The 22,648-nt window shown below is 38.6% G+C and carries 16 protein-coding genes and 2 pseudogenes; 12 read left to right on the top strand and 6 right to left on the bottom strand.

Annotated elements, in window-relative coordinates; genetic code table 11:
• From FJR08_RS04465 to FJR08_RS04425, 9 genes and pseudogenes are all read left to right on the top strand, one after another.
• Positions 1 to 768, top strand: a pseudogene (locus tag FJR08_RS04465) (ATP-binding protein); the annotation flags it as partial.
• A 128-nt stretch (positions 769 to 896) separates the two neighbouring features.
• Complete coding sequence (locus FJR08_RS04460; protein WP_168632299.1) at positions 897 to 1,745, top strand: transcription factor RcaD; 849 nt, start codon at positions 897 to 899, stop codon at positions 1,743 to 1,745.
• 58 nt (positions 1,746 to 1,803) lie between these two features.
• A complete protein-coding gene (locus FJR08_RS04455; protein ID WP_168632297.1) occupies positions 1,804 to 3,912 on the top strand; it encodes an ATP-binding protein in 2,109 nt (702 codons plus the stop codon).
• A 31-nt stretch (positions 3,913 to 3,943) separates the two neighbouring features.
• Positions 3,944 to 6,673, top strand: coding sequence for a DNA translocase FtsK (locus FJR08_RS04450; RefSeq protein WP_168632295.1), 2,730 nt, complete (start codon positions 3,944 to 3,946; stop codon positions 6,671 to 6,673).
• Positions 6,674 to 6,790: 117 nt separating this feature from the next.
• Entirely contained in the window at positions 6,791 to 7,675 is an 885-nt protein-coding gene (locus tag FJR08_RS04445) for a ParA family protein (RefSeq protein WP_168632293.1), read from the top strand.
• Positions 7,676 to 7,877: 202 nt separating this feature from the next.
• Positions 7,878 to 8,217: pseudogene (locus FJR08_RS04440) on the top strand (transposase); the annotation flags it as partial.
• 1,039 nt (positions 8,218 to 9,256) lie between these two features.
• Positions 9,257 to 10,372, top strand: coding sequence for a septal ring lytic transglycosylase RlpA family protein (locus FJR08_RS04435; protein ID WP_168632292.1), 1,116 nt, complete (start codon positions 9,257 to 9,259; stop codon positions 10,370 to 10,372).
• A 148-nt stretch (positions 10,373 to 10,520) separates the two neighbouring features.
• Entirely contained in the window at positions 10,521 to 12,140 is a 1,620-nt protein-coding gene (locus tag FJR08_RS04430; protein ID WP_168632290.1) for a bifunctional pantoate--beta-alanine ligase/(d)CMP kinase, read from the top strand.
• A gap of 385 nt (positions 12,141 to 12,525) precedes the next feature.
• Positions 12,526 to 13,128: a superoxide dismutase gene (locus FJR08_RS04425; RefSeq protein WP_168632289.1), complete on the top strand. Its 603-nt coding sequence runs from the start codon at positions 12,526 to 12,528 to the stop codon at positions 13,126 to 13,128.
• 157 nt (positions 13,129 to 13,285) lie between these two features.
• On the opposite strand, the gene FJR08_RS04420 is transcribed toward FJR08_RS04425, so the two are convergent.
• The 6 genes from FJR08_RS04420 to FJR08_RS04395 form a co-directional block, all read right to left on the bottom strand.
• The gene (locus FJR08_RS04420) at positions 13,286 to 14,632 is read right to left on the bottom strand and encodes an O-antigen ligase (RefSeq protein WP_168632288.1); all 1,347 of its coding nucleotides are present in this window, start codon (positions 14,630 to 14,632) and stop codon (positions 13,286 to 13,288) included.
• Positions 14,614 to 15,456 carry a YaaW family protein gene (locus tag FJR08_RS04415; protein WP_015078571.1) on the bottom strand — a complete coding sequence of 281 codons (843 nt, stop codon included), beginning with the start codon at positions 15,454 to 15,456 and terminating at the stop codon, positions 14,614 to 14,616. Before FJR08_RS04415 ends, FJR08_RS04420 begins: the two co-directional genes overlap by 19 nt.
• A gap of 235 nt (positions 15,457 to 15,691) precedes the next feature.
• Positions 15,692 to 16,936, bottom strand: coding sequence for a DUF4912 domain-containing protein (locus FJR08_RS04410; protein ID WP_168632287.1), 1,245 nt, complete (start codon positions 16,934 to 16,936; stop codon positions 15,692 to 15,694).
• Between the two features lie 324 nt (positions 16,937 to 17,260).
• Positions 17,261 to 17,566 carry a hypothetical protein gene (locus FJR08_RS04405; protein ID WP_254435686.1) on the bottom strand — a complete coding sequence of 102 codons (306 nt, stop codon included), beginning with the start codon at positions 17,564 to 17,566 and terminating at the stop codon, positions 17,261 to 17,263.
• Positions 17,524 to 19,809, bottom strand: coding sequence for an IMS domain-containing protein (locus tag FJR08_RS04400; RefSeq protein ID WP_168632286.1), 2,286 nt, complete (start codon positions 19,807 to 19,809; stop codon positions 17,524 to 17,526). Before FJR08_RS04400 ends, FJR08_RS04405 begins: the two co-directional genes overlap by 43 nt.
• Positions 19,810 to 20,014: 205 nt before the next feature.
• Complete coding sequence (locus FJR08_RS04395) at positions 20,015 to 20,323, bottom strand: DUF3067 family protein (protein ID WP_015078574.1); 309 nt, start codon at positions 20,321 to 20,323, stop codon at positions 20,015 to 20,017.
• A 269-nt stretch (positions 20,324 to 20,592) separates the two neighbouring features.
• On the opposite strand from FJR08_RS04395, the gene FJR08_RS23470 reads away from it, so the two are divergent.
• The 3 genes from FJR08_RS23470 to petA all read left to right on the top strand — a co-directional run bounded on the left by FJR08_RS23470 (position 20,593) and on the right by petA (position 22,644).
• Positions 20,593 to 20,754 (top strand): hypothetical protein, encoded by a 162-nt coding sequence (locus FJR08_RS23470; RefSeq protein ID WP_254435685.1) that lies wholly within the window; start codon positions 20,593 to 20,595, stop codon positions 20,752 to 20,754.
• 224 nt (positions 20,755 to 20,978) lie between these two features.
• Positions 20,979 to 21,518 carry a cytochrome b6-f complex iron-sulfur subunit gene (petC, locus tag FJR08_RS04385; RefSeq protein WP_015078576.1) on the top strand — a complete coding sequence of 180 codons (540 nt, stop codon included), beginning with the start codon at positions 20,979 to 20,981 and terminating at the stop codon, positions 21,516 to 21,518.
• A 124-nt stretch (positions 21,519 to 21,642) separates the two neighbouring features.
• Positions 21,643 to 22,644, top strand: a complete 1,002-nt coding sequence (gene petA / locus FJR08_RS04380; RefSeq protein WP_168632285.1) for a cytochrome f — start codon at positions 21,643 to 21,645, stop codon at positions 22,642 to 22,644.
• The last annotated feature ends 4 nt before the right edge of the window (positions 22,645 to 22,648 follow it).

The raw sequence follows: 22,648 nt of genomic DNA, 5'->3' as shown, positions 1-22,648 counted from the left end.
GCAGAATTAATAAGGATTTTGGAGGAAATTCTGATAGTATTACAAGTAGATCAAATTATTTATCCATTATTTGTGAGAACTAAATATTCTAGTTATTCCTTAGGTTATCATTTAACAGATAACTCGGAAATGTTAGGTATTATCTGGATGGAAGATCCCAATCTTACCAGTTTTTTTCATGTAATGGAAGCTTGTAGAAAAACTCTAGAAAAAAATCCGTCGTTAAAGTTATCTTTAATTCGTGCAGAATCATTAGGAAGCAAAAATGATAAGGGGTATAAAATTTATGAGGAAATTTTTATGAATTTTTCCCACTCTCATATTATCTCTGATTTAAAATCTATTCATTATTTAGCTACATATAATAGTTTGGTTAAACGTGCTTGTGAAGGAAATTTAGTAATTGCTGGTAAAGTGATTGATTTAAAAGATTTACGATATTTGATGTATAAATCCAAGATTTTGAACAATTGTGGTTTATTAGAAAAGTTAGGATTAGTTGTTAGTAATTATGATTCAGATGATCAAGAAAATGCCAATCAACAATTTAAAGAATATAATAATTACATTTTTTATTTAGTTAAGAGTCAGATTTGCTTAAATACACAAATTATTATCCAAAAAACTAACTATTGTTTTCCTGAATTAAGTGAATCTAAGATAGAAGCTTTAATTCAACAATTATGTTGGCAAAAGAAACTAAGGATTATTGATCCTAAAGCACCTTTAGAGTCCCAATTAATTTGTTTAGCAAAGAAGATAACTTGATTTTAGATGATTTTGCGTCAACTGCGGAGCAGTATTGGCTCTTATTAGAGTTAATATAGAAACTGTGTGTTATTTTTTTGTGATTCGCGCTAAAGTAGTCAAGTATCGAATACAGCAAGACTAACCGTATGGAAACGAAAGAGTTAAAGTTCATCTTAAAACTGTTGGGATGTCCGAATTATCGTACTGGCTTGAGTTCCAGCACTTTTGATAGTTTTAAAAGTGAGAAAAACAAAATTTGTCGAGATTTGGGGGAACTGGAATATGTAGACTATTCCCGCGAAATTGCCACAGTCAAGATTTTACCTCCTGGTCAAGCACTACTGAAACTCGACTCGGCACAATTACCTATTGATGATAAAGAACTCAAGGTACTGGAGAAGATAGGTAAGAGTTCTGGAAAAATAGCCCCCAGTGAAATCAAAGTTTCATCGCTAAAATCAGATGAACGGGACGCAATCTTAAAAACCTTGAGTGAACGGGGTTTGATTGCTATTGAAATCAAGATGAAAAGACTTAAAGCAGAAGTTTGGTTAACGGAAAGAGGAATTGAGGTTTTGCGGGATGAATATAATCCCGAAGGAAAAGCAAATATAGACTTTAATTTGCTGGGTAATTATGTGCGGTTTTTACGGAAGAATTTGCGGTTGAAGTCAGAACAAGTTTCTACTCCTGATCATGTAGAATCATATTCTGATATTACTAGCAATATCAGTGATGAAGAAATTTTAGAGACTATCAAGAAATTAGATCAGGAATTGGGTACAGAGAATTATTTACCAATTTTCCATTTACGGCAAAAGTTACAACCGCCTTTATTACGAGATGATTTAGATCAGGCTTTGTATAGATTACAAAAAAGTGACAAAATTGATTTTAGTACCCTACAAGAAGTCAGTGCTTATACACCAGAACAAATTGACGCGGGAATTCCTCAAAATATTGGTGGACAACTGTTTTTTCTCATAGTTAATTAACAGTATTCCCGATATTTTTCATTTTTTCATTACTTCCTCCTCTCACTCACCCATATCTATGACAGACATTAAAGACATTATTAAACGCGAGGTCAACCCTTTTGACGTGATCAATTTAAAGCCCACTAATTTTTGGGCTGAAGAACAAGATTCAAAACTCATGGTTGAGTCAATTCATGAAAACGCAATCATAGAAATTGAAGGTTTACTTGATTTAGTAGGTAAAGATCATCGTAGCCGTACAGTTTTATTAGCTGGTGAGTCTGGTTCTGGCAAAAGTTATTTATTAGGTCGGCTTAAACGTACTCTTAACCCGAAAGCATTTTTTGCTTATATTCTCTGCAACTGGGCTGATAGTGGTAATATCTGGCGGCATATTTTACGTCACACTGTTGATAGTTTAATTCAAGTTCCCGAAGGTGAAAAAGAATCACAGTTAATGTTGTGGCTAAAAAGTTTAACGGCATTTACAAGAAGTGATATAAAGCAACGAATATTTAATGATAATTTTTGGGAAGCATTACAAAGTAATCGGCAGAAATTTATCAAACACCTCAAGGATAGTTATAAAAAAGCAGGTATTTATAACCCTGATATGTTTTTTGGAGTGCTACATGATCTCGCAAATCCAGAATTATATGATTTAGCTTGTGAATGGCTGCGTGGTGATGACTTAAATGAAGATTCCATGAAAGAAATCAAGGTCAAAACTTGCATTGATACAGAAGATGCTGCAAAAAATATCTTAGCCAACTTTGGCAGAATTTCTACACAAACTCAACCGATTGTTTTATGTTTTGACAATTTAGATACTATGCCCCAGTTACCAGAAGGTTTTCTGGATATACAACCTTTTTTTAATGTCAATACCACAATTCATGGGGATAATTTAAAAAATTTCTTGGTGATTATCAGCGTTATTACAAATACATTAAAACGGCATTTTGATCGAATTCTCCCAGCCGATAAAGCCGGAATACATAAAACAATTCAGTTAAAACCTATTACTATAGAACAGGCAGAAGCACTTTGGGCTTATCAACTTCAGCCATTACATCAACTAGCAAATCCTAGACCTGAATCTCCTATTTTTCCCCTAAATCGGCAAATTTTAGAGAAAACCTATCCTGGTGGTAAAACTATGCCTAGAAATGCACTAACTCTAGGTCGTGAAGAATATCAAAAATATAAAGGTTCATTATTAGATGAAAAACCAAAGCCCGAACCAGTTACAATACAAATAAAGGTGACAACACCCGATGAAAAAACTATTCCTAAACCTATAATTATTGTTCCACCACGACATCAAGATAATCAAGATACAATTCAAGCAGAATTTGAATTATTATGGCAGCACGAATATACAAAAAGTCAGGGGAAAATTACCAAGATTTCTTTGTTATCATCACCTGATTTAATTCAGATGTTGCAACAGTCTATATCTAGTTTAAAAATGCAGGGGGTTAAGACTAAACTTTTAAGCGGAAAGTATGCTAGTTATTCCTTGAGTTATCAACATCCTACCAAGCGGGAAAAATTGGGTATAGTTTGGACAGAAGACTCAAATATGACTAGTTTTTATCATGTAATGAATGCTTGTCAAATAGCCATTCAAAAAAATCTCTGTCAAACTATGCACTTAATTCGTGCTGGAGATTTAGGAAAACCAAATCTGGCAGGAAATCAACTCTATAGACAGATTTTTACGAATACTAATCATGTTCATATTAAACCAAGTCTGTCTTCTATTCACTACTTGGCAACATATCAAAGTTTGGTAAATTCTGCCAAATCTCAAGAGTTAGTAATTGGTGGAAAAACGATTAATTTACAAAGATTAGAAACTTTAATTAATGAAGCTGAGATTTTACATAAATGTACTTTATTGCAAGATTTAGGTATTGTTTCTAAACCAGATAAACCACCAAGTACAACTGGAAATGGCAGAAAAGATTTAAGACCTGTTAAAGATTTCTTATTAAATCTAGTCAAAACTCAAGCATTTATGGGAGTACCTACTTTAATTTCACAAGCAGTTAGTCAATTTCCTGATGTGAAAGAAACTGATATTCAATATTTAATTGATCTATTATGTCAAGAAAAGAAAGTTAAGATTATGAACCCAAAAGCTAAATTACCAGATCGATTAATTTGTTTAATTGCTTAAATTCACTTGTTTTTTATAAAATGATCAGCCAATGCACTACTTGACAGAAGCTTCTGAAATTTACAAGCAAATTTCCCAACTGTCCCTATCTAAAACCCTATGGATAGATACGGAAATTGCTGATTGGTATACTGATAAACCAAAATTAGCACTAATTCAGGTATTGGCTGATTATACAGATTTAAATGGTGAATCTGCTTACATTTTTGATGTTTTAGATAAACCTGATTTGGCTGTATATTTCATTAACCAAATCATGATTAATTCCCAAATTGAAAAAGTTTTTCATAATGCTGGTTTTGATTTAAAATATCTAGGAAAAGAACTAGCGCAAAATGTCACTTGTACCTTCAAAATAGCGAGAAAAATCACCAAAGGAGTTTTACAAACTACCAACTTAAAACTAAAAACTCTAGCTGCTGAACTCTGCCATTTTTCTAATGTAGACGCAGAAGAAGGAAGCAGTGATTGGGGAAAACGTCCCCTGACTCAAAAACAGTTAAACTATGCAGCAATGGATACAGTTTATTTAGCTGCTGTTCATTATCGCTTACTGGAAATATCCAATCCTGATGTTATCAGTCGTGTATTTAATATGGTAAATAATAAATCTGAAAATTCCTCTTTAACTCCGACGAAAGTTAGATTAGCTTTTGAATGTCCGCGACTATTTTATCTAAATCATAATTTTAATTGTAAAGCAATATTCTCTCCTAAAGATACCATTACTGGTATTGGTAATGTCTTTCACCAACTAGCGGATAATTTTATTAATTTACTGCTAATTGAACCCAGATTTAAAACTTTATTAAATCCATCTGCAACACAATTAAATGTAGATGTAATTACGTTGGAAATTCAACAACTATTCTATAAAATTAAGTTCTTTCCCTATTTACAAAATGCAATTGCAAAAGACGCGAGTAAAGCCTCTCTACTGCTACAAGTTTGGCAAGGTTTACAAGGATTAATTAAAAAGTTTACTGAATTGTTAGTAATTAATCGTCGTTATTGCAGTGCAGAAACGGTTATTTCTAATACTTTTATTTCTGGAGAACACAATTTAGAATATTACTTTGATTTACCCAATGGGACAAAACAATTAATTAGAGGTGAGTTTGATTGTCTGGTTTTTAATTTTGAACTTAAACGCCTTTGTATGGTAGAATTTAAAACCTATCAACCTGTAGATTCAGCAGCACAATTAGCGCAAGTTTCTCTTTATAGTTATATGTTGTGGAAGCAGAAAAAAGCACCTGTTGATTCTGCTGTTTATTGTGTTTTACCAGAATTTAAAGAGTACAAATATTCTTGGGAACAGTTAGAAAATACGGTTCATCAATTAATTCCCTATAAATTATTACAAATGCAGCAATGGTTGAGTTGGGAATCTCCCAATCCTAACCCACCACCAATGACAACTGAACCTTATTTATGTGAAATTTGTCCCCAACAACAAAAATGTCAAACTTTTTTTAATGTTGAATCTGATTCACCGCCAAATCAAGTTATTCCAGATAATGACAATCCTGATTTTATAGCACCTTCCAAAAAACGAGAAGATACATCTGACTCTTCACATTATTTGGAAAACCCAACACGAAACCTAACCCCCCAACCCCCTTCCCTACCAGGGAAGGGGGAGAATTCAAAGCCTCTCTCCTTGCAGGAGAGAGGTTTGGAGAGAGGTTTTTTAGATACTTTTAAAAGTCAGAAAGATACATTTATTAATGCTGATGAAATTGGCGCATCTTTAGTGGCAATTCTAGAATCTTTTAAGGTTAATGTAGATTATTATGGTGCTGATGTAAGTCCGGCATTTATTCGGGTGAAAATTAAACCACATTTAGGTGTGAAAGTTCCTTCAATTCTCAGATTATCCGCTGATTTACAAGTACAATTAGGGTTAGAATATCCGCCTTTAATTGCTCCCCAAGCTGGTTATGTAAGTATTGATTTGCCGCGTCAAGATAGACAAATTGCCAAATTTGAAGATTATATTCAAAAGCAGTTTTTACCCCCAACAGCACCCGTAAAAATTGCTATTGGAGTGGGTATTGATGGGAAGTTATTAGAGGCTGATTTATCAGATCCGAATACTTGTCATTTTTTGGTGGGAGGAACAACAGGAAGCGGAAAAAGTGAATTTTTGAGATCCTTACTTCTCAGTTTAATCTATCGTCATTCTCCCCAACATCTCAAAATTGCCTTAGTTGACCCCAAGCGGGTAACATTTCCCGAATTTGAACAAATGTCATGGTTATATGCACCAGTTGTCAAAGATAGCGATCGCGCCGTAGAATTAATGCAGGAACTAGTTGCAGAAATGGAATCTCGTTATCAAAAATTTGAAAAAGCTAAATGTGCAGATTTAACCACCTATAATCAACGTTCTTCCCCAGCTTTGCCACGTATTGTCTGTATATTTGATGAATATGCCGATTTTATGGCAGAAAAAGAAATTCGCACCATATTAGAACAAAGTATCAAACGTTTAGGCGCAATGGCAAGAGCCGCCGGCATTCATCTAATTATTTCCACACAACGCCCAGAAGCCAGTATTGTCACCCCAATTATCCGTTCTAACCTACCTGGACGAGTCGCCCTACGTACCTCCAGCCAAGCAGATTCATGTATTATTCTGGGTGGAAAAGAAACAACAGCAGCCTATTTATTAGGCAAAGGTGATTTAGTTTACCAAGGTGGTTCGCACGGACAACGTCTTCAAAGCTTATTAGCACAAACTATTCAACTACCTTAAAAAAAAGATCCCCGACTTCTCTAAGAAGTCGGGGATCTAAATAACATAACCAAAGTTAAAATCTATTAGATAATATGAACGCTACATCATTGGGAAAGCGTCAGTAGGGGAATTAAAATGGGATATGTAATTGCAACCGCAAACATGAAAGGTGGAGTTGGTAAAACCACCATTACCGTGAATATAGCCACCTGTTTAGCCAAAAATCACGGAAAAAAGGTACTTGTTTTAGATTTAGATAGTCAAATCAGTGCCACACTGAGTTTAATGTCACCTGTTGATTTTGCCAAACGTCGCAAACAAAGAAAGACATTTAGATATTTACTAGATCAAATTATCAACCCTGAACCAGAGGCAAAATTTACCATTGGGGACATCATTCAACCTCAAGTTTGTAACCTGACCGAATTAAATTTATTACCGGGAGATATAGACTTATATGATGAATTTGTGGTTTCAGAAATGCTGCATAATCAATCAGTAGCGTTAGGAGAACAGGATTTTGAAACCATCTGGAATCGCTTTGAAAGGGTCTTAATTAGAGATATTTTAGAACCTATCCGGGATGAATATGATTTTATTCTTTTAGATTGCGCTCCCGGTTATAATCTCTTGACTCGAAGTGCTTTAGCCACTAGTGATTTCTATATTCTTCCAGCTAGACCAGAACCCTTATCTGTAGTCGGAATTCAACTTTTAGAAAGACGTATTGCCCAATTAAAAGAAAGTCATGAACACGAAGCTAAAATAGATATTAAAATGTTGGGAATAGTCTTTAGTATGTCTAATGCCAATCTCCTGAATGGCAGATATTATAAACAGGTAATGCACCGAGTTGTTGAAGATTTTGGAGTAGATAAAATCTGTAAAGCCCAAATACCAGTTGATGTTAATGTTGCCAAAGCTGTTGATAGTTTTATGCCAGTTTCCTTACTAAGTCCGAATACAGTCGGTTCTAAGGCATTTATGCAGTTAACTCAGGAATTATTGCAGAAATTGTAAATTGAGAAATACAGCACTTTCCGGTGTTATGAGGTACATATCTAGCGGGCAAGACTTGTACTGAGCTTGTCGATAGCGCAGCGTGGCGTTAGCCATAGTATGCCCGCACTACAAGAGTTTCATAATTCAAGTTTGTACCTCATGAGAGCGAAATCTGCTGTAAGGTATCTGGGTATATTTTAAGAAAAAGGAGCAAAGAATAGGAGGTGGTGAACTCAAATTATTAGGTAAATGGGATATTCAATCCTACGAACTTAAAGATATTAAACGAGTGCGTTTAATCCGGCGTGCAGATGGCTATTATGCACAGTTTTGTGTGAGCATTGATGTTGTAGATATTCAACCAAAAACAGGTGAAGAAATCGGGTTAGATGTCGGTATAGAGTCATTTTACACAGATTCCAATGGACATCATGAACCCAACCCTCAGTTTTACCAGAAAGGCTGAAAAATCAATCAAACATTCTCAAAGACGGATTTACAAAAAAGTTAAAGGTAGGGGCGAAGCATTCGCTTATAAAAATTATGCGACCAACCGACAACTCAACAGCGCGAATGCTTCGCCCGTACGGCAACTAGAGCAAATTCTGACGATGAATGTAGAATTCCCGTGTCTTTAGACCGGGGAGTGTCAAACTGGGAATGCAATTCTTTGAGAATGTCTAAAAGTGCTGGTGGTAATATTTCTGGATTTTCTGGCTTAAAGATGGGGCTGATTGATTGATACAAAATTGATTGCTGGGGTTATTACGGTAAAAGCTACTATAGGGTATTTTCTTATACCTAAAATACTCATATATACGCGCTTACCACTCTTTTCACTGTCTCATTAATTATTTATCTCAGGATAAGAATAAATACTTACTGGAGATAAATCACTTTTATTGCTTGAGTAATTATTGTAGTAATTAAAACTTATAAAGTTAAATACTTAATAGTATTTACTTATTCAAAATCTAGATAAAAAACTATCATCCTTGAGCGAAACAACCAAAGTATTTTGCAAATAAAATCTTTAGAGAGATTGTTTTTGCGCTAATTTTAGCTTCTAACAATCAAATTATTGAAAGTAAAATTTTATCTAAACGCAAATTGACTTGATCATTTTTCAATACTTAATAATTTACAACTACTGAGGATAAATGTTAGGGAGTAACCGTTGAATTATGTGATCAGCCAACATGAAGTTTCCCTAAGAAAATCTGGAAATTTTCCAAAAAAACGTTACATAGCCAAAATCCTGACTTGAACACGGTTTACAAGCTCAAACTCAACCGTAAATTTAAGTATTTCTTTCAGACTTCCGCTAAAACCCTGATCCCCAAGCCCAAAAATTCATGCTAATGTATTCGAGTTACAAAACGCAAAGTGAAAGCGGAACGGGTTCGAGTTTCCAAAGGGGATCACTATTCATCAAGTGAAAAACCCTAGTACCGCAGGGCGGAAGTCAAAAGTCAAAAGTCAAAAGTCAAAACTAATATACAGTAAGCTTTTTGGCGATTGAATATGGTTGCTTTATTTACGCCGTGATGTACTAGCTAAATAAAACTTAAGTTCTATAGTCGCTTTAAAATCGGACGCATGAATCAAAGACATTTGTGGACTACAGTTGCCGTATTTCTAGCTGTTTTGGGTCTACCCTCAGTTGGTCGAACTCAAACCATTGCGGGAATTTCCCCAACTAGCCAAGCATCATCTGCGAATGATGCAGTCAAAGTAGGAGAGTACCAATCCCAGACAGAAAGCCCCATTTCCAATCCTGTGATTACCAGAATTCATCCTCACAGTATTCGCGGCTTACAAGCAGCAACTCTTTATATTCGGGATATTCCTGTTCTCACCTTTTTGGGTTCTAACCCAGTTACTAACAGCAAAACAAAAGTTGGAGTAATCGGCAATGGCGAGAATTTAAATTCTTACCCGCGGACTGCTACCAACTCCGCCAAAGTTACCAGTTTTAGCAATACTGGGAATGTAGTCAATTTTAACAAAAAAGTTAGGTCTATTGACAATGATCCAGTTCAAAAAGCTAGTGTTATAGCCGCTAGAATCAATGAACTGATCGAAAAAAATGTAGACGCAAGCAAGATTACCGTCAGTTGGAAAACAGGAGATAACTCCACAATTAACAATAAAGCCCAAAAGCCAGGCTTCATCGTTCAACAACCGTCGGCAGATCGCTACACCATTACTATTGACGGTCAAGAACTGGTAGAAGTCAATAAAGTCACAATATTAGCAGATAGTACCAAAAATCTTGCCCAAGATGCCTTACAAGCAACTAATAGACTGCGGCGACTTATAGGTAACGCATCTCCTATTCAAGCAATTGCCAACTTACCAGTAGATAGATCAGTCTCCAGAGCCAGTCTACCGCAAAAGATTGCCTTTAGAAATATCAATCTCAGTTTTCAAGGGATAGCCTCTTGGTACGGATATGATGGCTCTGGCAATAAAACCGCCAGTGGTGAAAGATATAATCCCGAAGGATTAACTGCGGCTCACCGGAGTTTACCCATGGGGACAAAAATCCGTGTCACTAACACCCGGAATGGTCGCTCTGTCGTCGTGCGAATCAATGATAGAGGTCCCTACATCCGGGGTCGAATTGTTGACCTTTCGGCTGGTGCTGCCCGGCTATTAGGCATGATCGGCAGTGGCATTGCTCCAGTCAGTCTTGAGGTTTTAGGAAAATAACCCGTTTCCTCATTCCTACTCTCTTTTCGCTCTTCACTATTAAATTCCCCTGGTTCGTCCCTCCTATCCCCCAATTATCCTTTGCGCCACGCCGCGCTATCAGATATACACTAACGGGGGAAAGGATTATTGGAACTAGGGGTATTTTGTGCTTGTGCTGACAACAGTTGTAGCCTTACGCTGCTATTTAAATCGCCGTCGCTGGCCAAGCCATCTTAGGCTACCAGAGGATCTCGGACTTGATGAACAAACCAGTTGGTCTCCCACAGCAGTTGGTTTAGTGCCAACTATGGGGGGTTTACATCAAGGTCATTTAAGTTTAATTGAACGGGCTAAACAGGAAAATTCGACGGTGATTGTCAGTATTTTTGTCAATCCCCTGCAATTTGGACCAAATGAGGACTATCAACGCTATCCCCGCACTCTAGAGCAAGACCGACAATTTTGTGAACAGGCGGGAGTTGATGTGATTTTTGCCCCAACTCCGGAGGAAATTGGTGTCCCTGGGAAGAATATAGCAGCAACTCAGGTGACACAAGTGATCCCGCCATCTGATATGATATATAGTTTGTGTGGTAATTTTCGGCCGGGTCATTTTCAAGGTGTGGCAACGATTGTTACCAAGCTTTTTAATTTGGTACAACCTGACCGAGCTTACTTTGGACAAAAGGATGGTCAACAACTAGCAATTATTAAACGGTTAGTGGCTGATTTAAATTTGCCAGTAGAAATTGTTGCTTGTCCTACAGTGCGGGAATTGTCCGGCTTGGCTTTAAGTTCTCGTAATCAATATTTGACGGCTACAGAAAAAGAGCAAGCAACGGTGTTATTTAAAGGTTTACGGCAAGCTGAGGCGGCGTTTCGGGCTGGCGTTCGTGACAGTGGTGAACTCATAGCATTAGCGCGGCAAGAAATCGCAAAAGTTAGCAATATCAGCTTGGAATATATTGAATTGGTTGAACCGAATACGTTGATGTTTTTAGAAAAAGTTGAGGATGAAGGAATGTTGGCGATCGCTGCTCGTCTTGGTTCTACACGGTTAATTGACAATACGATTTTGCGCGATGGCAACGACGGACTACGCCAACCAATCATTGCTATTGATGGTCCGGCTGGTGCTGGTAAATCTACCGTCGCTCGCCAAGTGGCACATCAATTAGGTTTAGTCTATTTAGATACGGGCGCTATGTACCGGGCGATTACTTGGCTAGTGCTGGAACAGGGGATTGCCATTGATGATGATTGTGCTGTTGCTGAATTAGTTGCTGGGTGTAAAATTGAACTGACTCCCAGTCAAAGCCTGCAATCTCCCGTCAGAGTCCAGATTAATGACATTGATGTCACTCAGAAAATTCGCACACTTGAAGTCACTTCTCAAGTATCAGCGATCGCTGCTCAAAGCACTGTGCGTCAAGCATTGGTTCAACAACAGCAAAGCTGGGGACAACGTGGCGGTTTAGTGGCGGAAGGTCGGGACATTGGCACTCATGTTTTCCCAGATGCGGAAATTAAAATCTTCTTAACCGCCTCTGTGGGTGAAAGAGCGCGTCGTCGTCAGCAAGACTTTCAAAAGCAAGACCAACCCGCAGTTAGTTTAGAACAGCTAGAACGGGACATTGCTGAACGGGACTTGAAAGACAGCACTCGCAAGGTTTCCCCCTTGCAAAAAGCGGCTGATGCGATTGAATTACAAACTGATGGTTTAACAGCTTCTGAAGTAGCAGCACAAATTATTAGCCACTACAATCAACGGCTATCCCATTGGTAATTCGGGAATTTTTGAGTTGAAAATGGTGGTGAGTGCCGACGGACTCACCATTATTAGATTTTATTGCTTTGAACTACATCCTAAACTATTTGCAGATTGATTCATCTATCTTGAGATGGATATTAGTCTGAGTTAATCATTATATATTTTAGACTGGGCTTTTTTCTCACGCTTCAGGCGCAGAGGCAACAGAGGGAAGTTAGGAGTTTGGTCTAAATAGATGAAATTTGCTTTATTTATAAACTAATTGCTGGGAATTTTCAGTTTGGTAGTAGAATAACAATGTTAAGTTTTGTATAAAATTCCTGAATACGAAACCTGTAATTTGCCTAGCTCTGGCAATAGCTTTCAACTAGAAAACAGTAAAGAGAGGAGATCTCACACAATGGCATTTACCCAACTAGCTTTACCTTTTGCTTCTGATGCTTTAGAATCCTATGGCATGAAAGCGGAAACCTTTGAATATCACTATGGTAAGCATCATAAAGCTTATGTAGATAATTTGAATAAGCTTGTTGATGGTACAGAATTAGCTAATAAGTCTTTGGAAGAAGTAATTCAAATTGCTTTTGGTGACTCTGCTAAGGCTGGAATCTTCAACAATGCGGCTCAAGTTTGGAATCACTCTTTCTTCTGGAATTGCTTGAAACCAGCAGGTGGCGGCGCACCTACAGGCGCATTAGCAGCTAAAATTGAACAGGATTTTGGTAGCTTTGAGAAATTCAAAGAGGAATTTTCTACTGCTGCTGCAACTCAATTCGGTAGTGGTTGGGCTTGGTTGGTTGATGATGGTGGTACTCTCAAGGTAATGAAAACACCAAACGCAGAAAACCCCCTTGCACATGGTAAAAAAGCATTGCTTACCATTGATGTTTGGGAACACGCATATTATATTGACTTCAAAAATGCTCGTCCTGGATTCATCAAGAATTTCTTAGATAATTTGGTGAACTGGGATTTTGTTGCTGCAAATTTTGCAAAAGCTTGATGCTTAGATTTTAATGGGGAAAGAGGTAATTGATAATTGTTAATTACCCCTTCCCTCACACTAATCCTCTTGTTAAGATTGCTTTACACATTTGGGTTTTCCCCAGTCTACCTACTTGTTTGACACTCTCAGCGGCTTTAGCCGCTGAGTTTCCCACTTACCGCGAGGTTTTATGACGTGATTGATATTCATACATAACTCCGCACAATGCAGCAACAAAAACCCAAGAGAGAGTATTCAACCGAATATCAAATGTGGTGACATCAACGGTATTAAATAATATCCACCCTATAAAGGTGATGAGATAACTAAAGAAGATTAGGCGATTTTCTGGTTCTATAGATGCAGAGATCCCCGACTTCTTTAAGAAGTCGGGGATCTTATTCTTATTGTTAAATAAAATTTGACTAGCTGCAATTAATATCCAAGCCAGCAAACCACAAAATAGCAAAGTAGTAATTAACCCAGTTTCCGCAGACAGCATTAAAAATAGGTTATGAGGATGGTTGACATCAATTTGCATTTGGGTTTTATAAAGTCCACTAAAACTGCGTAAACCTGAACCAGTTAAAGGATGTTGCTGAGTTAAATTCCAGGCAAATTCCCATTGGGTTTTCCGCATTAATTCCAGCGGTCTATCAGGAAACATATCATCATTTAACCGCGCCCAAATGCCGTAGGGAACAAAAAGGCGGAAAAATTGGGCAATAGGTGAAGGTGCAAAAGCTGCTAAGAAAAAACAACTTGTAATACTGACAACAGCAGCAACAATTAATCGCCAACCTTGATATAAAGCATAAACTAAACAGGCAAAAATGGTTATTCCCCAACCATTGCGAGAATTGGTTAATATCAAGGCGATAAAATTAGCAAATACCGTAATTGTTAAGAAGATAATCAGGCGATTTTTTTGCTTGAGTTTGTGATAGTTTTCTAGCAATAAACCTAAACCCAAAATAAAGATAGTTACTAAGTATGCGGCTAAGGTATTTGGGTGCATGAAGTTAGAAGCCATGCGTCCTGATAATGATTTTTCTGGTGCAACTATCCAATCAAAGACAATCCATAAAACCTGAAATCGGAAATTCCAACCGAGAAATAATTGCCCAAAACCGATGATTAAAACAGGTACAGAACCAAACACCATGATCCAAGAAATTTGTCGTAATTGGTTGGGTGTTTGCATCAGGGAAGTTAGTCCTGTAAAAAAGAAAAAGAAGGGGATGAAATTGAATAAACCTAAAAAGGCATCTAATTTATGATAGGCAAATCCGGTAGTAATGAGTAGTAAGATACTCAAAAGAGCAAATCCCTTGTGAATTGGCCGATTGCTAATAAGCCGCGATTGTTTTCGCCAAGTTAACAATGATGCCACGACGATAGAAATACCGCCCAAAAATGGACTCAGGGGGCAAGATAATAGTCCAAATTGCAACCAATTCCAAGGGGTTTGTAAGCGGGAATTTGGATGATAAAAAGTTTTATTTAAGCTATTTCCCAACATTCTGTACGGGTAAGACGAATTTGCGCGAGGGTGAAGACACAAGGAATAATTCTGCCATAGTTTGTGGCGATCGCTCTCCAACCTAAATCAGCAAAAAACCAAGCCCACATGACTGGACCGACCAAAGCAAACGCACTGCGAACCGCACCATAACGGGCTGCACTCATAGTCATACCTCGACGGGACATTTGTAAAGCTACATAGTTTTGAAACTGTTTGGTTGCTAATCCTGTACCTGTAATTGTGGCTTCTTTCGCTACCTGATAAGTAGCTAAATGAATAGCAAATTGACGGGCGATTTGTTGGAGAACAAAAGGTTGGATTACAGACGTTACAGCCAAGGCACTACCACCTTTAAATATTAATCCTAAAGGATCACGTTGCAATGATAATGGTAATGGTTGTTTAAGTTTTGATTGTGCTAATTGATGTTGAACATTAATAGTTAGTTGTTGTTTTTCCTGTTTTGGTAGTTTTTTCCAAACCTTTCCTAAGAGATGCAAAAATACTTCTGCTTCTAAATCAATTGTTGTTAGATCTTGATAATAGTGAATTTTCAAATATTTGCATACTTGAATTAGGGCTTGTCTGTAAGTTACTTGATCAGTACGTCCCCGTAATACTGTCATTCCGTCAGCAGCTAAAAAACGAAAGCGATTTTCTATTGTATCTAACCAAGTTTGACGATCTTGGCTTTGTACTGCAATGGGTTCGGGTGTGTGAACATAATCTAAGGGGTTAAACTTGCGACTAAACAGAATTGCTGTTAAGTCCTGTAGTTCCTCTTCTGTAGCTAGTTCCAATACCGCCCTGAGTTCTTCCAATTTCCCTTCCTCTCTTAGGTGCAGCTTATCTGTCCCCTATTCTACTATCTTATAAATCAAATCTTCCATATTTATTCTTAATTTATATTTTTCTTCCAGTCATTAACAATTGTGACAGTTGAGGTCGGAATGTGAGCTAAAGTTGTTTATTTTTTTCAGTAAAAAACCCGCTATAGGAATACTATAGCGGGTAAAATTAACAATTACAGTTATGGTTAATTTTCAGATACAAATATTATGCCAGCCATTCCAGAACAGCTTCATCTTTAGTATTAGTATGACGAGAAGGTGTTTCCCGCTCAAACTTCATGTGAATAGAACGGGTTTGTTCACCATCAGCCGCAACAGCTAAAATTGGATAGTCAATTAAACCATCTTGGAAGGACATTTGGAAGCGGAATGTACCATCGGAATTGAGTTTAATTGGACGACCACCAATGGTAACATTTGCATCAGGTTCAGTTGCACCGTAAACAATCAATTCAGCGTCAGCAACTAACCAGAATTTGCGAGGACGTGCAGGAACAGCAGAAGCGGAGAAACCGGACATTCCCACACCGGACATGGTTAAACCAGATACGGTAGGAACAGCCCACATACCCACACCAGATGGGAAAACGTAGGAACTGAGAGCTTGTTCGGGAGCAGCAGAACCAGGAACGTGCTGCATAGAACCGAAGATAGAACCTGCTACCCGTTGAGCTTCAGCGGATTCTGCTAGACCAAAGATTTGTTCGTAAATGGGATTTCCACCACCCGCAGTCGCAGTCGCAGTTGCTAATTTCTTAGATGGAGGAACTAGTTCGTAGAAGGTCTTAGCACGCAGGTCTTCTTCAAAGTCTACGGTGATGAAGACATCTTCAATCCAATCGGAAGGATAGACGGGGGGAATATGTACTCTCGCCGAACGTGCTAATACTAACCAACCACCATCAGCGGTGCGATAACCAACATCTATCACATAATCGCGATCGCTCACGGGAATTGGCAAATACCATTCTCTCGCTAGTTCATCAGCAGGGTATTCTTGAATACTGTGGGGACTTTGATAATCTAGATCAACATCAGTGACATCATAAATCCGCAATGCTAGGGTCTGTCCACCTTGACGACGCAATTCTTCTTTATGGTCGTTAGGAATATCCCAGTAAGTATAAGCCCATTGAGGATCACGGGGTAATAAAACTATCCGGCTGTCACCATAACCTGCGGGTAAATCGGCTAATGCTTCATCAACATCAGCGAGAGAACCACCAGTCCGATCTTCTTGACCTAGCTCGAATTTTGCTGCTTCCACGGTTTCTTGTGCCTCCAGATTAGGGGATGAACTGAGCGAGAATTTACTATGCTGAACTTCTTCAATTGATGCTAATAACTGCGATTTCCGCATTCTGCTATAGCGAGATATACAATATTCACTGGCAACTTTGCGTAATTGCCGTAATGTCATCTCTTCTAGCGGTGGGCGTTCTTTTGCCATTAATTTGGACTCCAGTAGTTTACAAGGTAAATTATTTTTTCCGGGTTAAAAAAATTTTGATGAAATATCATCTACCCAGATTTTTTTATTCCTGACTCCTGGTTTGTCTCCAGTTTTAAATTTGTTTACTGTTTGTTTTTTTATTGATAACCAACTCATCTAAATTCCTAGTTATGCCGTTGTTTTGCATTTCTTTGGGATTGCCAAAAGTTGTTAAGTAAATATTAACCAGTAAAACTATCTAGGGATCAAGGGGTCTAAAGATAGGTTTTACTATATTTCACGTAGTTATCAGCCTTGCGGGGATCAGTTTGTCATGGAATCTTAATATAGTGATCTCAGATAGAGGATTACTGTCAAGGTTTGATGATATTGAGGGCAGGGAACATGGAAAAGAGTAGATTTAACAACGAACAACTGTACGGGCGAAGCATTTGGAGAACTATTTTTGGCAATGACCGATAATTTATCTTCCAAATGCTTCGCCCCTACTAACAACTGTACGGGCGAAGCATTTGGAGAACTATTTTTTGGAATGACCGATAATTTATCTTCCAAATGCTTCGCCCCTACTAACAACTGACCAATTACAAAAAATTCTGAATTACTGACATTCGCTGAATCAGCCATTTACCTTCTTTGCGAACCAAATCATAGCGAACGCGCAAGTTTTCATTAGAAGACTTTTTCTGCTGACTATTCTGATAGAACTGGGTAACTTCTTGTACCTTAGCGTCTACAGATACATAATCTTTATCTGTACCTTTTTTAGAAACAGCTACTATTTCTACATTATGTTTATATTGGCGATAGCGTTTCTCTTCTTGTTCTTGCTGGGCTACTGACTGCCATTGTGATAAAACTGCACCTGTTAAAATTTCCTTTAAACCATCAATGTCATGTTTTTGCCCTAAAGCTGAGGTTTTGGCAGATAACCAAGTTTCAATTACTTCCTTTGCTGTCTCTTTGGTCAGTTCTTCGGTGCTTGATTCAGGTTCGCTGTTGGGGTCAGGAATGGTAATTGGTGGTTGATTCAGTTGTATTGCTAACTGTTCTCCCTGTAATGATGCACTGGGAAAGAAGATATTTTTGACCAAGCCAAAAGTTGTTGATACTAATAACGAAAAAATTAATACTCCTCCCAATGAGAAGAAAACTAGCCAAACTAAGCGTGTTTTTGGGTCTAGACTACTGAGAAAATTAGTTTGAGACTGGATAAACCGCTGAGGAAGGGTATTAGTAGTGGGTTTTCGTCTTCTGCGTTTGGGAGACTGGTGGTTTGTTACTGCGGTCGGAGTACCATTGGTTTGATGTGGTCTTAGGTTCGGGGTTGCTGCTGTTGAGGGTATTTGTGATGTTTGATTTCCCGCATTTGCATTTGTTGGTGGATGATTCCATCTCGGTATGGAAACTTGGGTAGATTCAGGTTGAGGTCGAGGCTGGGTTTGTGGTAACTCAGGATTGACGGGTTGATGATGTTGCGGTGTTTGTGTGGTGTTATTAGTATGGTAACGAGAATTATTAATATCTGGTTGGGGAAAGGATTGATGATTAATTACTGACCATTCATTGGTAATTTGGGCATCGGTGGGTAAAGATTCTAGATAAGCTTGTACTTGTCTATCGGCAAAGTAATCTTTTAAAGAGGCTTGCTGTTTTGCTAAATCCCGAAAATGGGGAAATACTTCTTGCTGTAACCATTGTTCACTATATAAACACAGTCCTGGCAATAGGTCTGGTGAGTCTTGGGATTTTTCCCGAATAAAAGCTAAGGCTTCATATTCTTGACTTAGTTCTAAAACACGGGTGGCTTCTTCGGTTTGTCCCATTAGCAAAGCACAAAGCGATTGTTCTAAATGCACGTCTTGGCGTTTGCCTAATTGCATTAACATTTGCTTGGCTTGGCGAATTAATGCTGGTTGGCGTTGGGCAAAACCTCTGGCGATTAGGGAGTATACTGCTAAATATGTGGCCACGGCTGAGGGGCGTTTACTTTCTAATTCAAAGAGTTTATGCTGTTCTGCGACTGTTAAATAATGGCGAATTTGTTGGATAAATCGTAAAAAGTCATCTATATTTAATCCTGATTGATCATTGCCTGTACCATCAATACCGCCACGATCTTCTAAGATACTTTGTAATAATTCTAATCCTTGCCGACGTTTGGGAATTTGTGTTTGTGGTAGTGCTAATAGTTCCAAGATGCGGTAGGGACGCAGTTTGTAAAGATCAGCGGTCATTTCAGCGCGGACGCTGGGAAATAAGCCTTCTCGTGCTAATAATTCTTCACCTGTTTCTAAGGATACGGCGGCATTTTCATAGTGACCTTGTTGCCATTCTTCCCGTCCTAGTTCTAGGCAAGCTAGGGAGACGGTGAGGATAATATCTGGTAAGTCAGGGTTTTCGGGAATTTCTATTTGGGTAGCACGATGACCTGTTTTCAGACTAACTGAACTAGGTTTATTAACTAGGTACGGGCGACCAAGTTTTAATACTAATTCATATTCTCCTAGTTCTTGGAGGATTAACAAAGAGCCAACTAATCGCTCTGGGGTGATTTCAATGCTGAGACTTTGAGCATCTTGATCTTTGGAGTTATTATCTGTTAGGGTTTGTTGTGGAACTTGATCAGCAGTTTTGTTAGGAGTATAAACGTGAGCTAGATAAAGCTGATCGTAGGCTTTGCGCTCGTCGGTATCTAATAAAACCATATAAGCTTCTTCAATCAGCTTCTTGCGAGAAGATATAGATGTAGTCGAATATTCCCGTCGGGGCAATTGGACAATGCGATCGCTGTATGCCTGTCGCAATTGTTCCTCATTGGCCGCCAACGGTAATCCTAGAATTCGGTAATAATCAAGCGGAATTCGCACAGCTTACGTCCCCTGCACTGTGTTCTCGTAGCATCTCGTAAAAATTAACATAATTTACCCAGAGCGTTCCAGGCTTCTAAAACCGTCCCATAATCATAGCTTGATTAATACCGTGTTGACCTAGTACAATAAGTGTAGATAGTAACAGATATATTAGTCATTTCCGTTAATTTTTTTATAGACCTTATTACCTATTACCTAATTTTTAAACAATCCATTCTGACGCGCGTTCACCTAAGTCAAGGGGGATGCTAACTGCCTTACCAAGACGGGGACGCTCTTTAGTTTCTAGAATAAAAGTTTGTACTTGTTGTATTCCCCCTAAGGCATTGAGATAATTAGCAATGCTGTCAAGATGATCTTGGTAATCTGTTTCGCTTAAAGGGAAAGAGGCTTGTCCAAAGTATTTCCACATGATTTGTAGAAATATTTTGCCCTGAGTGCGGCGAAACTGGACATCATAAGGTTGTCCCCATTTATCAATCAACAGTTGGCGTAATTCCTTTCCGGTCATAGTAATTTTGGTCCGTTGTCAGTTGTCAGTTGTCAGTAGGGGCGAAGCATTTGGAAGATAAATTATCGATCATTGCCGAAAATAGTTCTCCAAATGCTTCGCCCGTACAGTTGTCAGTTGTCAGTAGGGGCGAAGCATTTGGAAGATAAATTATCGATCATTGCCAAAAATAGTTCTCCAAATGCTTCGCCCGTACCGTTGTCCGTTGTTAGTAGGGGCGAAGCATTTGGAAGATAAATTATCGGTCATTGCCAAAAATAGTTCTCCAAATGCTTCGCCCGTACAGTTGTCCGTTGTTAGTAGGGGCGAAGCATTTGGAAGATAAATTATCGGTCATTGCCAAAAATATTTCTCCAAATGCTTCGCCCGTACCGTTGTCCGTTGTTAAGAAGTTTCCTTCTGTTCCCTGTTCCCTATTCCCTATTCCCTGAGCTTATCTAGATTTTACATTTAGTTATGATATTAAGTTCCGTGACTCCAGTATGATAAGGATATAAAGAAATGTAATGCTAACAGATAAAGATGCTCACTATGTCTTGCAACTGAGAATTAGGGTATCGCTGTGAGCGTTATGATTTCGATTCAGATAAGAGTGGCTCTTGTGCTGGTACTCTTGTCAAAATGATTAATAAATTACACAAACAGCGCGGAGATTATGGCTCAATTTTCTGAATCAGCAGATGTTCCCGATATGGGTCGTCGTCAGTTTATGAACCTACTCACTTTTGGGACTGTTACCGGGGTGGCGTTGGGTGCATTGTACCCTGTTGTTAGCTACTTTATTCCTCCTTCTAGCGGTGGCGCTGGTGGCGGTACAGTAGCCAAGAATGAATTGGGTAATGATGTTAGTGTTAGTCAATTTCTAGACAGCCATAATGTGGGCGGTCGCAGTTTGGTACAAGGACTCAAGGGAGATCCTACCTATATTGTAGTGGAAAGTAAAGAAGCGATCGCTGACTACGGGATTAATGCTATTTGTACCCACTTAGGTTGTGTTGTCCCTTGGAATGTGGCTGAAAATAAGTTTAAATGCCCTTGTCATGGTTCACAATATGACGCTACTGGTAAAGTAATTCGCGGTCCTGCACCAAAATCCTTGCCTCTAGCCCATGCCAAAGTGGCAGACGACAAAATTCTGTTAACACCTTGGACAGAAACCGATTTCCGCACTGGGGATGCCGCTTGGTGGGCTTAAATAGTGCAAAAGTTATTAGTCTCAAGTCAACAATCTAGGGCTTTTAATCAACTCTTGACTACTGACTACTGACCAATGACAACTGACAACTGACAACTGACCACTGACAAATGACTTTATAGAGATGAGAAATGCCCTTACACCTGCGAGGTTAACTCGCACTGCTAAAGCAATGGTTAATACATTGCTTATAGCGATCGCTACTGTGACTTTTTTCTTCACTAGCGATATAGCCGTCCCACAAACTGCTGCTGCCTATCCTTTCTGGGCGCAAGAAACCGCTCCTGCAACCCCCCGCGAAGCAACGGGTCGAATTGTTTGCGCTAACTGTCACCTAGCAGCTAAACCCACAGAAGTGGAAATTCCCCAATCTGTGCTTCCTGACACTGTATTTAAAGCCGTTGTCAAGATTCCCTACGATGCCACTGTGCAACAAGTGGGTGCTGATGGTTCTAAGGTGGGCTTAAATGTTGGTGCTGTATTAATGTTGCCTCAAGGCTTCAAGATTGCCCCAGAAGATCGCATTTCTGAAGAACTCAAGGCAGAAGTGGGTGATATGACATTCACTCCTTACAACGACAGTACAGATAATGTTGTCATTGTTGGTCCATTACCTGGTGAAGAATATCAAGAAATTGTCTTCCCTATTCTTTCTCCTAACCCCGCTACAGACAAAAATATCCACTTTGGCAAATACTCTGTTCATGTAGGCGGTAATCGTGGCCGTGGACAAGTTTACCCCACAGGTGAAAAGAGCAATAATAACGCATTCAACGCTTCTGCTGCCGGTACAATTAGCAAAATTGCTAAAACAGAAGATGAGGACGGTAACGTTAAGAATCTGATTAGTATCACAACTGCAACTGGTGATGTTGTTACAGATACAGTTCCTGCTGGTCCTGAACTAATTGTGACTCAAGGACAAGTAGTTACAATTGGTGATGCTTTGACTAACAACCCCAATGTTGGTGGTTTTGGTCAAAAAGATGCAGAAATTGTGTTGCAAAATTCTTCTAGAGTTGCATGGTTGGTTGCTTTTATCTGTTTGGTGATGTTGGCACAAGTAATGCTAGTTCTCAAGAAGAAACAAGTAGAAAAAGTTCAAGCTGCGGAAATGAATTTCTAAATCA

It is taken from the genome of Dolichospermum sp. UHCC 0260, from assembly GCF_009711985.1.
In the GTDB taxonomy this organism is placed as follows: Bacteria; Cyanobacteriota; Cyanobacteriia; order Cyanobacteriales; family Nostocaceae; genus Dolichospermum; species Dolichospermum lemmermannii.
Note: the sequence above shows the minus strand (reverse complement) of the source record. Positions and strands in the feature narration are given on the sequence as shown.

Excerpts from the sequence above, each read along its gene's own strand:
- FJR08_RS04460 (WP_168632299.1), top strand. The coding sequence starts at position 897 with ATGGAAACGAAAGAGTTAAAGTTCATCTTAAAACTGTTGGGATGTCCG.
- FJR08_RS04455 (WP_168632297.1), top strand. The coding sequence starts at position 1,804 with ATGACAGACATTAAAGACATTATTAAACGCGAGGTCAACCCTTTTGAC.
- FJR08_RS04450 (WP_168632295.1), top strand. The coding sequence starts at position 3,944 with ATGCACTACTTGACAGAAGCTTCTGAAATTTACAAGCAAATTTCCCAA.
- FJR08_RS04445 (WP_168632293.1), top strand. The coding sequence starts at position 6,791 with ATGGGATATGTAATTGCAACCGCAAACATGAAAGGTGGAGTTGGTAAA.
- FJR08_RS04435 (WP_168632292.1), top strand. The coding sequence starts at position 9,257 with ATGAATCAAAGACATTTGTGGACTACAGTTGCCGTATTTCTAGCTGTT.
- FJR08_RS04425 (WP_168632289.1), top strand. The coding sequence starts at position 12,526 with ATGGCATTTACCCAACTAGCTTTACCTTTTGCTTCTGATGCTTTAGAA.
- FJR08_RS04420 (WP_168632288.1), bottom strand. The coding sequence starts at position 14,632 with ATGTTGGGAAATAGCTTAAATAAAACTTTTTATCATCCAAATTCCCGC.
- FJR08_RS04410 (WP_168632287.1), bottom strand. The coding sequence starts at position 16,936 with ATGGCAAAAGAACGCCCACCGCTAGAAGAGATGACATTACGGCAATTA.
- FJR08_RS04405 (WP_254435686.1), bottom strand. The coding sequence starts at position 17,566 with ATGGCTGATTCAGCGAATGTCAGTAATTCAGAATTTTTTGTAATTGGT.
- FJR08_RS04395 (WP_015078574.1), bottom strand. The coding sequence starts at position 20,323 with ATGACCGGAAAGGAATTACGCCAACTGTTGATTGATAAATGGGGACAA.
- FJR08_RS23470 (WP_254435685.1), top strand. The coding sequence starts at position 20,593 with ATGCTTCGCCCGTACAGTTGTCCGTTGTTAGTAGGGGCGAAGCATTTG.
- petC (WP_015078576.1), top strand. The coding sequence starts at position 20,979 with ATGGCTCAATTTTCTGAATCAGCAGATGTTCCCGATATGGGTCGTCGT.
- petA (WP_168632285.1), top strand. The coding sequence starts at position 21,643 with ATGAGAAATGCCCTTACACCTGCGAGGTTAACTCGCACTGCTAAAGCA.